Source organism: Pantoea sp. BJFS-204, from assembly GCF_049310725.1.
Classification (GTDB): Bacteria; Pseudomonadota; Gammaproteobacteria; order Enterobacterales; family Enterobacteriaceae; genus Pantoea; species Pantoea agglomerans.
The window spans coordinates 826577-839122 of the sequence record NZ_JBMOWE010000001.1 but is presented as its reverse complement, the minus strand read 5'-3'; the positions used below and the strand labels follow the sequence as shown (position 1 = coordinate 839122).

Annotated in this window: 13 protein-coding genes; 6 read left to right on the top strand and 7 right to left on the bottom strand. The window is 55.2% G+C overall.

Annotation, left to right across the window (positions count from 1 at the left end):
* Nucleotides 1–90: 90 nt before the first annotated feature.
* Entirely contained in the window at nucleotides 91–1671 is a 1581-nt protein-coding gene (locus ACO6VX_RS03775; RefSeq protein ID WP_045139904.1) for a TerC family protein, read from the bottom strand.
* Between the two features lie 507 nt (nucleotides 1672–2178).
* On the opposite strand from ACO6VX_RS03775, the gene manX reads away from it, so the two are divergent.
* The 4 genes from manX (at nucleotide 2179) to ACO6VX_RS03755 (ending at nucleotide 5416) form a co-directional block, all read left to right on the top strand.
* A complete protein-coding gene (gene manX / locus ACO6VX_RS03770; protein ID WP_052270527.1) occupies nucleotides 2179–3141 on the top strand; it encodes a PTS mannose transporter subunit IIAB in 963 nt (320 codons plus the stop codon).
* Nucleotides 3142–3204: 63 nt separating this feature from the next.
* Nucleotides 3205–4005: a PTS mannose/fructose/sorbose transporter subunit IIC gene (locus ACO6VX_RS03765; RefSeq protein ID WP_010260525.1), complete on the top strand. Its 801-nt coding sequence runs from the start codon at nucleotides 3205–3207 to the stop codon at nucleotides 4003–4005.
* A 15-nt stretch (nucleotides 4006–4020) separates the two neighbouring features.
* Entirely contained in the window at nucleotides 4021–4866 is an 846-nt protein-coding gene (locus tag ACO6VX_RS03760) for a PTS mannose transporter subunit IID (RefSeq protein ID WP_010260523.1), read from the top strand.
* A gap of 91 nt (nucleotides 4867–4957) precedes the next feature.
* Nucleotides 4958–5416 carry a DUF986 family protein gene (locus tag ACO6VX_RS03755; RefSeq protein WP_022625541.1) on the top strand — a complete coding sequence of 153 codons (459 nt, stop codon included), beginning with the start codon at nucleotides 4958–4960 and terminating at the stop codon, nucleotides 5414–5416.
* Here ACO6VX_RS03755 and rlmA read toward each other — a convergent pair.
* The 4 genes from rlmA to ACO6VX_RS03735 all read right to left on the bottom strand — a co-directional run bounded on the left by rlmA (nucleotide 5413) and on the right by ACO6VX_RS03735 (nucleotide 8527).
* The gene (rlmA, locus tag ACO6VX_RS03750) at nucleotides 5413–6222 is read right to left on the bottom strand and encodes a 23S rRNA (guanine(745)-N(1))-methyltransferase (RefSeq protein WP_064691386.1); all 810 of its coding nucleotides are present in this window, start codon (nucleotides 6220–6222) and stop codon (nucleotides 5413–5415) included. The genes ACO6VX_RS03755 and rlmA overlap by 4 nt on opposite strands.
* Nucleotides 6223–6359: 137 nt before the next feature.
* Nucleotides 6360–6569 carry a transcription antiterminator/RNA stability regulator CspE gene (gene cspE, locus ACO6VX_RS03745; protein ID WP_003852684.1) on the bottom strand — a complete coding sequence of 70 codons (210 nt, stop codon included), beginning with the start codon at nucleotides 6567–6569 and terminating at the stop codon, nucleotides 6360–6362.
* A 656-nt stretch (nucleotides 6570–7225) separates the two neighbouring features.
* Complete coding sequence (locus tag ACO6VX_RS03740; protein WP_163798581.1) at nucleotides 7226–8236, bottom strand: MBL fold metallo-hydrolase; 1011 nt, start codon at nucleotides 8234–8236, stop codon at nucleotides 7226–7228.
* Between the two features lie 18 nt (nucleotides 8237–8254).
* Nucleotides 8255–8527: a YebO family protein gene (locus ACO6VX_RS03735; RefSeq protein WP_010258793.1), complete on the bottom strand. Its 273-nt coding sequence runs from the start codon at nucleotides 8525–8527 to the stop codon at nucleotides 8255–8257.
* Between the two features lie 212 nt (nucleotides 8528–8739).
* Here ACO6VX_RS03735 and ACO6VX_RS03730 point away from each other — a divergent pair, with 212 nt between their 5' ends.
* Nucleotides 8740–8976, top strand: coding sequence for a YobH family protein (locus tag ACO6VX_RS03730; protein ID WP_010258788.1), 237 nt, complete (start codon nucleotides 8740–8742; stop codon nucleotides 8974–8976).
* A 30-nt stretch (nucleotides 8977–9006) separates the two neighbouring features.
* Here ACO6VX_RS03730 and kdgR read toward each other — a convergent pair whose 3' ends face one another.
* Nucleotides 9007–9798, bottom strand: coding sequence for a DNA-binding transcriptional regulator KdgR (gene kdgR / locus ACO6VX_RS03725; RefSeq protein ID WP_010670769.1), 792 nt, complete (start codon nucleotides 9796–9798; stop codon nucleotides 9007–9009).
* Nucleotides 9799–9985: 187 nt separating this feature from the next.
* On the opposite strand from kdgR, the gene ACO6VX_RS03720 reads away from it, so the two are divergent.
* Nucleotides 9986–11356 (top strand): MFS transporter, encoded by a 1371-nt coding sequence (locus ACO6VX_RS03720; protein WP_052270530.1) that lies wholly within the window; start codon nucleotides 9986–9988, stop codon nucleotides 11354–11356.
* 262 nt (nucleotides 11357–11618) lie between these two features.
* Here ACO6VX_RS03720 and htpX read toward each other — a convergent pair whose 3' ends face one another.
* On the bottom strand, nucleotides 11619–12500 hold the full coding sequence (gene htpX, locus ACO6VX_RS03715; protein ID WP_003852678.1) for a protease HtpX: 882 nt from the start codon (nucleotides 12498–12500) through the stop codon (nucleotides 11619–11621).
* Nucleotides 12501–12546: the final 46 nt, after the last annotated feature.

Sequence of the window (12546 nt, the reverse complement as noted above, 5' to 3'; positions counted from 1 at the left end):
AAAAAAACAGCCGCGGCAATGAGCCAGCGGCTGTCGGAGAATTCAGCGCGGCCGGTAAACCCGGCAACGCCGCTGCATCAACGAGAACGATTAGCCCTCTTCATCCTCATCATGCGGTTTATCTTTAGTGACACGCACCAGATCGATACGGTAGTCGGTCGCTTCGATAATCTGGAAGTGCAGCGGAGTAATATCAATCACATCGCCAGGAAGCGGTAACTGCCCTTTCTGCTCAATCAGCAGGCCCGCCAGCGAGGCGTGGTCTTCTGTCGGATCGACCAGCTCATGGAAGTCGAGCAACTGCTGCAGCGAGTGCAGATCGGTCCCCCCTTTCACTAACCAGCCATCACCATCCGCAATAATATCGGGCGTTTCATCTTCATCCGGGAATTCACCCGCAATCGCTTCCAGCACGTCCAGCGGCGTAATCAGACCCTGAACCACACCAAACTCATTGGTGACAATCACGAAGCTGCCTTTGGCACGACGCAGCACGCCAAGCAGGTTGATCGGATCCAGCGTCTCCGGCACCACGATAGTCGGTGTATTGGCCGCAAAGGTCGCCACATCCACACCGTGCTCCAGCGCCACCAGCAGCTCTTTGGCTCGCACTACGCCGACAATTTCATCCAGTTCACCCCGACAGACCGGGAACAGGCTGTGAGGCGTATCAAGCAGCTGACCGCGAATCTCATCTACCGGCCGATTCGCATCGACCCAGGAGATTTCACCGCGCGGCGTCATGATGCTGCGAATCGAGCGGGAAGCCAGCGTCAGCACGCCATTAATCATATAGCGCTCTTCATCTTTAAACGCTTCCTGCGGCATCGCTTCCGCCAGCGCAGCCTCTTCGCTGCTGCTGGTGTTGCCATTGCTGGCGTTCTGGGCACGGTTGCGGCCCCCCATCAGGCGTAAAATCGCTTCGGCGGTGCGTTCACGCATCGGGCGATTTGACTGATGGCGGATAAAGTTACGACGTGCAACCTGGTTGAACAGCTCAATCAGAATCGAGAAGCCAATCGCCGCATAGAGGTAGCCTTTAGGAATATGGAAACCAAAGCCTTCTGCCACCAGCGACAGACCGATCATCAGCAGGAAGCTCAGGCAAAGCACCACTACAGTCGGATGCGCGTTAACAAAGTTGGTTAACGGCTTAGATGCCAGCAGCATCACACCCATCGCAATCACCACGGCGGTCATCATCACCGGCAGGTGGTTCACCATACCCACGGCGGTAATCACAGCATCCAGCGAGAAGACGGCGTCCAGTACCACAATCTGCGTCACGACAGCCCAGAAACTGGCATATCCCCGATTACCGGATCCGTCGAGCTGCCGGTTCTCCAGCCGCTCGTGCAGCTCCATGGTCGCCTTAAACAACAGGAACAGACCACCCGCCAGCAGAATTAAATCACGACCGGCAAAGCTGAAACCGCCTACGCTAAAGAGAGGCGTCGTCAGCGTCACCATCCAGGAGATCAGCGACAGCAGACCCAGACGCATGACCAGCGCCAGTGACAGGCCAATCAGGCGTGCTTTATCACGCTGCTTCGGCGGCAGTTTGTCGGCCAGGATGGCAATAAACACCAGGTTATCAATGCCGAGTACGATTTCCAGCACCACGAGCGTCAGTAAACCCGCCCAGATTGAGGGGTCGAATAAAAATTCCATTATTTATGACTCCAGAACAGGGAACAGAACGCGGTGCTGCTTATCAGCGCAGCAATGCGTGACATGCAGGTAGTCGGGAAAGCGGTGAAAACGCCGTGAGGCGAAGGGTGACGCGCCAGCAGGCGCAAAGAACAGATTAAGCGACGTCGGTGACGATCCATAAAGGTGGGCTGAAGCCCGTTACTCCTGAGTAATAAACAGAACGTTAATGTATCAGGTCGGCGAATTGCGTCAAAAAATTTTCTTATTTTTACAATCTGCCTGACGGATGATCGGGCGCATAAAAAGGGTTACTGGCCGCTTCACAGGATGAATAGCTGACAGACATCACATAATTTATTTTTTCGATCACTAAAATAAATCGCGACTTTACCGCCTTGACGTAGTTAACCCATGTTTTTTCGACGCTATACCGATAATTCGAATCATCCGGTTAAACAGATCATCAAAGCAATTCAATACAGTTCATTGACTCAGATGAGCATCTCTAGCGAACGGAGGTAGCACGTGACCATTGCGATAGTAATTGGTACACACGGCTGGGCAGCGGAACAACTGCTGAAAACAGCAGAAATGCTGTTGGGCGAGCAGGACAATGTCGGCTGGATAGATTTTGTCCCCGGTGAAAATGCAGAAACGCTGATTGAAAAATATCAGGCACGACTGGCAGAACTTGATACGACGCAGGGAGTACTGTTTTTAGTTGATACCTGGGGTGGCAGTCCGTTTAATGCGGCCAGTCGCATCGTGGTCGACAAACCGCAGTATGAGGTCATCGCCGGGGTCAATATCCCGATGCTGGTCGAAACCCTGATGGCGCGCGATGACAACCCCGGTTTTGACGAGCTGGTCGCCGTGGCGGTGGAGACCGGCCGTGAAGGCGTCAAAGCCCTGAAAGCCAAAGAAGAAGCGCCGGCGCCAGCCGCGGTGAAACCGGCCGCTGCGGTGCAACCGGCTAAGCCGATGGCGCCTGGTGACCACATGAAAATCGGGCTGACACGCATTGATGATCGTCTGATTCATGGGCAGGTAGCAACGCGCTGGACCAAAGAGACCAACGTTCAGCGCATTATCGTAGTCAGCGATGAAGTGGCCAACGATCATGTGCGCAAGACTCTGCTGACGCAGGTCGCTCCGCCCGGCGTCACGGCCCATGTGGTGGATGTCGATAAGATGGTGCGGGTGTGGAACAACCCGAAGTATGGTCAGGATCGCGTGATGCTGCTGTTTACCAACCCCACCGATGTACTGCGCGTGGTGGAACAGGGTGTCGATATTAAAACCGTCAACATCGGCGGTATGGCGTTCCGCCAGGGGAAAACCCAGGTCAATAATGCGGTCTCGGTCGATGAAAAAGATATTGCCGCGTTCCGCAAACTCAATGAACGCAATATTGAACTGGAAGTGCGTAAAGTTTCCAGTGACCAGAAACTGAAAATGATGGATCTGATCGCGAAAGTTAACGCGTAACAGAAGCACTTATGCGCCTGCGTTTCCGGGCTCCTGGTTATCCTGCTGAGGACAAGAAGTATGATGGAAATAACCTCGCTACAAATTATTTTGATTTTTATTGTCGCCTGTATTGCCGGTATGGGGTCGATTCTGGATGAGTTCCAGTTTCACCGTCCCCTGGTGGCCTGTACCCTGATTGGTATGGTGCTGGGTGATATGAAAACCGGCATTATTATCGGCGGTACGCTGGAGATGATTGCGCTGGGCTGGATGAACATCGGTGCCGCCGTTGCGCCTGATGCCGCCCTCGCCTCCATTATCTCGACCATCCTGGTTATCGCTGGCGGTCAAAGTGTGGGTGCCGGTATTGCGCTGGCGATTCCGCTGGCCGCCGCCGGACAGGTACTGACCATTATCGTGCGTACGCTGACCGTCGCCTTCCAGCATGCGGCTGACAAAGCCGCAGAGAAAGGTAACCTCACGGCCATCTCCTGGATCCACGTCTCTGCCCTGCTGTTACAGGCGATGCGTATCGCCATCCCGGCGCTGATTGTGGCGATTTCGGTCGGTACCAGTGCGGTCCACGCCTTACTCAGCTCTATTCCGGACGTGGTGACCAACGGCCTGAATATCGCCGGTGGCATGATTGTGGTGGTCGGTTATGCGATGGTCATCAACATGATGCGCGCAGGCTACCTGATGCCGTTCTTTTACCTGGGCTTCGTCACCGCGGCCTTCACCAACTTTAACCTGGTGGCGCTGGGCGTCATTGGCGTGGTCATGGCGGTGCTCTACATTCAGCTCAGCCCGAAATACAACCGTGTGGCGGGAGCACCATCAGGTGCTGCGACCGCAAACGATCTTGATAACGAACTCGATTAAGGAACAGGTGAGCACATGGTTGATATTACGAAAGTCGAAAAGAAACTGACACCCGGTGATGTTCGCGCCGTCTTTCTGCGCTCTAACCTGTTCCAGGGTTCATGGAACTTTGAACGCATGCAGGCGCTGGGCTTCTGCTTCTCAATGGTGCCGGTGATCCGCCGTCTCTATCCTGAGAACAATGATGATCGTAAGCAGGCGATCAAGCGTCATCTGGAGTTCTTTAATACCCATCCTTATGTGGCCGCGCCGGTTCTGGGCGTGACTATGGCGATGGAAGAGCAGCGCGCTAACGGCGCCCCGATCGACGATGGCGCGATTAACGGCCTTAAAGTCGGCCTGATGGGACCGCTGGCCGGTGTTGGCGACCCGATCTTCTGGGGTACGGTGCGCCCGGTGTTTGCCGCGCTGGGAGCCGGTATCGCCATGAGTGGCAGTCTGCTGGGTCCGCTGCTCTTCTTTGTGCTGTTTAACCTGGCACGTCTGCTGACCCGCTACTACGGCGTGGCCTATGGCTATCGCAAAGGGATCGATATCGTCAGTGATATGGGCGGCGGTTTCCTGCAGAAACTCACGGAGGGCGCATCGATTCTCGGCCTGTTTGTCATGGGGGCGCTGGTCAACAAGTGGACACACGTTAACATCCCGCTGGTGGTGTCACGTATTACCGATTCAACCGGTAAAACCACCGTCACCACCGTACAGTCGATCCTCGATCAGCTGATGCCGGGCGTGGTGCCGCTGCTGCTGACCTTTGGCTGTATGTGGCTGTTACGCCGTAAAGTGAATGCGCTGTGGATTATCGTCGGCTTCTTTGCTATCGGTATCTTTGGTTACTGGATCGGCCTGCTCGGTCTGTAATTTCACCCGGCCGGGAGCCTGCGCTCCCGGCTTTTAAGCGTGGTGAGCTGAGCCACAACCGGCTGAGCTCACCCTGTTTGAGGTAGCTGTGATGTCATTAACCGATGCGCTGATTGCGTGTTGTATTGCCGCCCTGATGGGGTTTGCCATTTATCATGAGGCGATTCTGCCGCGTCGCCACGGCCCGACCCGCTTACGGGTTGCGCTGCGCAGGCAGCATAAGCTGGATAGCCTGATTTTCATCGGCCTGCTGCTGATCCTGCTGTGGAACAACGTCAGTCATCACGGCCCGCAGCTCACCACCTCACTGCTGATGGTGCTGAGTTTTCTGGCGTTCTGGTTATTCTGGCTGCGAAAGCCAACGCTGCTGATGAAAAGTGAGGGGTTGTTTTACGCCGGTGTCTGGATCGATTACCGGCGAATTCAGGGCATGAATCTCTCTGAGGATGGCATTCTGGTGATTCAGCTGGAACAGCGTCGGCTGCTGATCGCGGTACAGCAACTCGACGATCTGGAGCGCATCTATAACACCCTGGTCGAAGCGCGCTAGTCGCGCTGCCACACAGTCAGGGTAAAGTCTGCGTCGCAGCTGAACTGCTCGCTCTGCTGCAGGGTCTGCCAGACCTCTTCACGCGCCCGCCAGGCGAACGGCGTCATCTGAAGCAGGGTCGTCGCGGCTGCGCCGGTTAATGCCATCGGGTAACGCAGCGCATGCTGCTCCACCTGGTGGAATCCGGGATACGCTTTCTGCTCCGGCACATGCAACTGCACTTCGCGGTAAATCAGCGCCTTGAACTGCTGCAGATGATGCGGGCCCGGTGTCACGGTCAGTACCAGGCCACCCGGCTTCAGCACGCGCGCCAGTTCCGCTTCATTGCAGGGTGCGTAGATTCGGACAACCGCATCCAGGGCGTGATCGGCAAAGGGTAAGCGCTGGCTGGAGGCGACGCAGAAGCGCACCGCCGGATAGCGCTTTGCTGCCAGCCGGATCGCCATTCTGGCGACATCCAGTCCATAGACCTGCCCTGCCTCGCCTGCTGCGTCAGCCAGTGCGGCGGTGTAGTAACCTTCTCCACAGCCGATATCCAGGATTTTGCACTCCGGCTGGCTCAGCGCGGGCGCAAGCAGGCTGACGACCCGATCACGCAGCGGCTGGTAGTAGCCTGCCTCAAGAAATTCGCGTCGTGCCTGCATCATCTCTGCACTGTCACCCGGCTCACGCGACCGTTTATGCTGAACGGGCAGCAGATTGACATACCCTTCTTTCGCCTGGTCAAACTGATGGCGATTCTCGCAGCACCAGCTGCGCGCAGTAAAGACGAGAGGAGAGTGACAAAGAGGGCAAATCAGGGACATAGGGTGCTCCGGCATCAGATAACGCGGCGCAGTGTAACCTTAACGTTTACGCATCGGAAGCATAAAGAAAGCCCCGGCTGAGAAGCCAGGGCTTTGAGATTTCATGTCAGGGTGCAATGCACCGAGGCGGAGTTGAATCAGATAGCCGTAACGTTAACGGCTGCCGGGCCTTTCTGGCCGTCCTGAATTTCGAACTCAACGCTCTGGCCTTCAGCCAGGGTTTTGAAACCATTGCCCTGAATAGCGGAGAAGTGTACGAACACATCTTTGCTACCGTCAGCAGGGGTGATAAAACCAAAACCTTTAGACTCGTTGAACCACTTAACCTGACCTTTAATCTTTGCCATTTTGCAAATTCCTTTAGATGTTTATTTAGCCCGAAGGCTGTCTTACAGAAAAACCAGAGACATTACTGCATGAGGCACTAATTAAGGTTCGGCAAGGAAGCGGTATTCAACGTCAACGTCTTTACTCGTTCTTCTTTACAGACTTCTTTACAGAAGATGCCATGCATAAACAGAACTGTACCTCGTTTAACTCAGGATTTGTTATCACATATCCTAAAAACAATGGCAAGCCATTTTTAAGGGCCCCGGCCAGCCTGCGCACATAATTGCCAGAAGGCTCACATTGCCTGTTCTGTGGCGCTTACAAATGCCGATGCAAATTAAGCACGCTCCCTGGTCAGCGCCCTCTCCGGCCTCTGTTGTCGGGTCTAACCCAATGGATACCATAAGAAATTAATATTTCACAAATATGGCAATAACAGAATGAATAAGCGAAGCGCGAAAAGTTGAAAATATCAATAATCCGGCGTCAATCCTGTACAGCGCCTTTTATTTCGTACAGATAACACTTTTTTTGCACCAAAAGCAGGAGCCAGACAGTCGTCCTGCTCCAAATAAAAGCATTGAGCCCGATTTTACTTATTAAGAATTTAACTTTTGATTTGAAAAATTGATATCAGATAATAAAAACGGGCTTTTGTTTTAACTCTGGGGTTTTAGGATAATTCCTGGGCATCCTTATTCAGCCCGCGGCTTTCGCCTATTCGCCACGGTGCGAAACCGCCCTTTTGCTCGTTTGCCCGCAGCAGCGCATCCGCCAGTTCTTTGGGTGGTGCATCCAGCGACTCATCGGCCAGTTCGAACACGCCCCAGTGGATGGGCAGCGTCAGCGGCCTGCCTGCTGCCTGCCACAGCGCCACCGCCTGATCGGGATTCATATGTTGGCCCGCCATGAACCATTCAGGTGCATAAGCGCCAATCGGCAAAGCCGCCAGGCTGAACGGGCCGAGTCGGGCAGCAATCTCCGGCAGGCTATCGCTGTAGCCGCTGTCGCCCGAGAACCAGAAGCGCACGGAGGCAGAACGCACGACCCAGCCGCACCAGAGCGAACGGTTTCGATCGCGCGGCGTTCGCATACTCCAGTGACGTGCCGGCACCGCATCAAAACAGAGGTCGCCGACAGTAAACTGTTGCCACCAGTCGAGCTGATGGACCTGTTTCACGCCCCGCGCCCTGCACCATTTTTCCAGGCCCAGCGGCACAATGAAGGTCGCCTGCGGAAAACGCCGGACGATCGCTTTAACCGTCGGCCGATCAAGATGATCGTAATGGTTATGTGAAATAAGCACGACATCCAGACGCGGCAGATCAGCGATGCTAAGCGGTGCTGGCGTTTTTCGCTGCGGCCCGGCAAAAGAGAGTGGCGAGGCGCGTGACGAGAGTGCGGGATCGATCAGGATATATTGCTGGTTCAGTCGCAGCAGCACGGCGGCATGTCCCAGCCACCAGATGCGATCGTCACTGCCGCTGATATCAGCGGGCTGCCACCACTGTTCGGTGAAAGCCCTGTAGCCCTGCTGCGGTGGCAGCGGCAGCCCCTGCGCTTTGCGATCCCTGCGCCAGCGCTGCAGATCGCCCGGCTTGCGCCGTTCCGGTTCAGGATTGCAGAATCCCTCGGGCGTGTGATGCGCTTTGCTGCTGTCATACCACGGATTTTTCCAGACCATCCCGCCTCTCTGCTGTGATTATCGTTCCGGAATCAACCGGATAAAGTCGCGTTTCTCGCGATCGTCATCGGTTTTTTTACTCTCTGCCCCTGGCTGCATCTCAATCAGACGGCGCAGCAGCTGATTCTGTTTCTTCTGCTCTTCCAGCAAAGATTCCAGTAAGCGGATTTGCTCACCGGCGCGCACGCTGGCGCGGTTGACAAAGAACCAGGCGATAAACGCCACAATCAAAATAATGACCAGCAGGCCATAGCTGACCAGTGGGCCCGAATTTGCGGCTAACTCATTCATAACTGCCTCGTAAAACTCAGTGGAAACGCCAGAACATGGCAACCGCCTATTCTACCTGTCGCCATCGCAAAAGATAATGGGGTTAACATCAATGCAGAATTTGCCGTTTCAGTTATCTCTGATCGATCCCACCAGAAAAGCGAGGCATGCTGATATCATAATAACCGGCGGCACCAGGTGGAGCGCTGAGTTATCTTTCACAAGGAGACATAATGAAACTGTTTATTCGTACGGTAGGCTTGCTGGCGGTGATCTGGCTGGCGATGCTGTTTACCGGCTATGGCGTATTAACCGGCAGTACTAAAAATGCAGCCGGCCTTGGCCTGCAGTGCAGCTATCTGACCGCTCGCGGTGTGATCAGTGCGCAGTATCTGCATACTGACAGTGGCGTGGTGGGCGTGACTGATTGTCCGTTGCTGAAGAAAAGCGGAGAAGTGATCGATAATTAACAAAACAGCGGGCCACATGGCCCGCTGTTTTCAGAACGGATAGTCGTGATAGCCCATCTCCGAGGAGAGCGTGCGCGCCGCCCGATGCAGCATGGCCACGTAATCCTGGCGGGCATCTTCTGAAAAGCGAATGGTAGGAAAAGAGATGCTCAGTCCCGCAATCACCACGCCAAAACGGTCAAACACCGGCACAGCGAGGCAGCGTAAGCCCTCTTCCTGCTCTTCGTTATCTTCACCATAGCCCTGCGTTCTTACCTGATCCAGCGCCGTAATCAACGCCTCCGCGCTTAACAGCGTATTGGCCGTGCTCCGTTTGAACTCGACGTCCCGCAGGATCTCCTCAACTTCGCTGCGATCGCGCCAGGCGAGCAGAACTTTCCCAATCGCGGTGGTATGCAGCGGATTACGACGGCCAATGCGCGAATACATACGCAGGTTGTAGAGGGAGTCGATTTTGTGGATGTAGACAATACTGTCCTCTTCCAGCGCCCCCAGGTGAATGGTCTCTTTGGTCAGACGCGAAAGCTCACGCATCTGCACATCCGCACTGCGGATTAAATCGACATTCTGCAGCGCTTTAGCGCCCAGTTCAAACAGCTTCAGTGTCAGTGAGTACTTCTCGCTCTCACCTTCCTGCGTGACATAACCCAGCGACTTCATGGTCTGCAGGAAACGGTAAACGGTGCTTTTTGACATCATCACGCGCTGCGCGAGCTCAGTAATACCGTGATCGCGCTCTTCACCCAGCGCCTGCAGAATGCCGAACACTTTAAGTACCGAAGAGACGGAATCGGGCTGTTTATCATTTTCAGCAGAGGACATCGCGCACCTTGTTAAACCTGTTTCAAAAAAAATGGAACGGACTGTCAGTATAGAGTGAGGCATACGAAGGCAGCAATGCTTTAACCATTACGTCATATTTAAAGACAGTTTTTTATCCGTCCGATCGCTGTATTTCAGCGTTAATTTCATTAGCATGATGATATTCACCCTCTTTAGTAATTAACTTATGACACTCTCTCCTCCTCAGGATGGATTACCCGCGCGTCAGCGCTATATGGCAATCGTCACCATCGCGCTGGGTCTGACCATGGCGGTGCTGGATGGCGCGATAGCCAATGTCGCCCTGCCCACTATCTCGCGCGAACTGAATGCCAGCCCGGCGCAGTCGATCTGGATAGTGAACGCCTATCAGATTGCGATTATCGTCTCGCTGCTGTCGCTCTCATTTCTGGGCGACATGCTGGGTTATCGCCGCGTCTATCAGGCGGGCCTGGCGCTGTTTATTGCCACTTCGCTGTTCTGCGCCTTCTCCACCACCCTGACCATGCTGACTTTCGCCCGCGTGCTGCAGGGATTAGGAGGTGCAGCGCTGATGAGTGTGAATACCGCGCTGATACGCATTATCTATCCGCAGCGTCATCTGGGACGCGGCATGGCGATCAACTCGCTGGTCGTTGCGGTTTCAACCGCGGCAGGCCCGACGGTTGCCGCAGCGATTCTTTCGGTGGCAAGCTGGAAGTGGCTGTTTCTGATTAATGTCCCGCTGGGTGCCATTGCGCTCTGGCTGGCGCTGCGCACGCTGCCTGATAATCCGCAGAAAGCGACGGCGCAGAAATTTGATGTCCCCAGCGCGATCATGAACGCCCTGTTCTTTGGTCTGATCATCTCTGCGCTGAGCGGGTTTGCACAGGGACAGAGTCATCTGCTGGTGCTGTCGGAGGTCATTGCTCTGCTGGTTGTGGGCTGGTTCTTTATTCGTCGTCAGTTAAACATGGCGGTGCCGCTGCTGCCGGTTGATCTGCTGCGCATCCCGATATTCAGCCTGTCGATGGGAACGTCGGTCTGTTCGTTCTGCGCACAGATGCTGGCGATGGTGTCGCTGCCCTTCTTTCTGCAAAACGTCCTGCAGCGTGATGAGGTGGCAACCGGGTTACTGCTGACGCCCTGGCCGCTGGCAACCATGGTGTTTGCGCCGATTGCCGGCCGGCTGATTGAACGGGTGCATGCCGGGCTGCTGGGCGGCATCGGGCTGGCTATGTTCGCCCTGGGGTTGTTTCTGCTCGCCTGGCTGCCGGCCAACCCGGGTGATGGCGATATTATCTGGCGCATGATGCTGTGCGGTGCCGGTTTTGGACTGTTTCAGTCACCCAACAACCACACTATCGTCACTTCCGCTCCGCGTCATCGCAGCGGCGGCGCCAGCGGCATGCTGGGCACCGCCCGCCTGCTGGGCCAGAGTATGGGTGCCGCGCTGGTCGCGCTGATGTTTAATCTGTTTGATGATCGCGGGACGCACGCTTCGCTGCTGCTGGCGGGCAGCTTTGCCGCCGTGGCCGCGCTGGTCAGTGTGTCGCGGATGACGCAGACCCGCGCCTGATGGCAGAAACAGAAAAGGCGACCACCTGACAGAGTGTGACCCGATTCGCTGTAAGGCCGAGCCTTCACAGGGAACCCGGTCAGATCGGAAAGACTTCTGTCATCCATGACGGTCGGCCCGCACCATCCATGGCGCGGGACGCTTTCCTCCTCTGCCCGGGTTCCCTGCATGTTTGGCTAAGATATTGCTGTCAGATTCAGTCTGATTGTGATTTCTAAACAGAAAAGGCGACCCGGGGTCGCCTTTTCTGCTCTGCTTAAGGCTACTTCAGATACTGACCGCTGCGCAGTGCTTCAATACGCTTATCTAACGGCGGATGCGACATAAACAGCTCGCTGAACGATTTGCCCTTACCGTTGATACAGAACGCCATCATGCTGCTCGGCTCCTGCGGTTCGTAGCTGGTTTTCAGGCGCTGTAACGCCGCAATCATCTTCTCACGACCTACCAGCTTCGCTGAACCGGCATCGGCATGGAACTCACGGTGACGCGAGAACCACATGGTGATGATGCTGGCGAGAATACCAAACACCAGTTCCAGCACCATCGACACCGCAAAGTATACCAGCGGGTTGCCGTTGCTGCTCTCCTCACCATCGCGGTTGCCGGACATAAAGCCCGCCGCGATCTGCGCCAGAATACGTGAAACGAAAATCACAAAGGTGTTCACCACACCCTGGATCAGCGTCATGGTGATCATGTCGCCGTTGGCGATGTGTGACACTTCGTGTGCCAGCACCGCTTCCGCTTCATCACGGCTCATGTTCTGCAGCAGACCGGTTGAGACAGCAACCAGTGAGGCGTTACGCCGTGCGCCAGTCGCAAAGGCGTTGATGTCAGGTGCGTGATAGATCGCCACCTGTGGCATCGCAATACCCGCCTGCTGTGCCTGACGGCCAATTGTATCCACCAGCCAGCGCTCGGTTTCGTTGCGTGGCTGTTCAATCACTTCACCGCCAACCGATCGCAGTGCCATCCACTTCGACATCAGCAGTGAAACAAACGCACCGCCGAAGCCAAACAGGCCTGCCATGATCATCAGGCCCTGAACACTGCTTGACTGGATCCCTGTCAGGCTGAGAATCAGCCCGAATACCAACATCACAGCCAGGTTGGTCATCAGGAAAAGAGCAATACGCATCATTTTTGTTAATCTTCCTCAGTAGTTCACGCGCCTATACGCGGATCCA

Bases quoted from the DNA above. Each gene is read 5' to 3' on its own strand.
- ACO6VX_RS03775 (WP_045139904.1), bottom strand. From the start codon at position 1,671: ATGGAATTTTTATTCGACCCCTCAATCTGGGCGGGTTTACTGACGCTC.
- ACO6VX_RS03765 (WP_010260525.1), top strand. From the start codon at position 3,205: ATGGAAATAACCTCGCTACAAATTATTTTGATTTTTATTGTCGCCTGT.
- ACO6VX_RS03760 (WP_010260523.1), top strand. From the start codon at position 4,021: ATGGTTGATATTACGAAAGTCGAAAAGAAACTGACACCCGGTGATGTT.
- ACO6VX_RS03755 (WP_022625541.1), top strand. From the start codon at position 4,958: ATGTCATTAACCGATGCGCTGATTGCGTGTTGTATTGCCGCCCTGATG.
- rlmA (WP_064691386.1), bottom strand. From the start codon at position 6,222: ATGTCCCTGATTTGCCCTCTTTGTCACTCTCCTCTCGTCTTTACTGCG.
- cspE (WP_003852684.1), bottom strand. From the start codon at position 6,569: ATGGCAAAGATTAAAGGTCAGGTTAAGTGGTTCAACGAGTCTAAAGGT.
- ACO6VX_RS03740 (WP_163798581.1), bottom strand. From the start codon at position 8,236: ATGGTCTGGAAAAATCCGTGGTATGACAGCAGCAAAGCGCATCACACG.
- ACO6VX_RS03735 (WP_010258793.1), bottom strand. From the start codon at position 8,527: ATGAATGAGTTAGCCGCAAATTCGGGCCCACTGGTCAGCTATGGCCTG.
- ACO6VX_RS03730 (WP_010258788.1), top strand. From the start codon at position 8,740: ATGAAACTGTTTATTCGTACGGTAGGCTTGCTGGCGGTGATCTGGCTG.
- kdgR (WP_010670769.1), bottom strand. From the start codon at position 9,798: ATGTCCTCTGCTGAAAATGATAAACAGCCCGATTCCGTCTCTTCGGTA.
- ACO6VX_RS03720 (WP_052270530.1), top strand. From the start codon at position 9,986: ATGACACTCTCTCCTCCTCAGGATGGATTACCCGCGCGTCAGCGCTAT.
- htpX (WP_003852678.1), bottom strand. From the start codon at position 12,500: ATGATGCGTATTGCTCTTTTCCTGATGACCAACCTGGCTGTGATGTTG.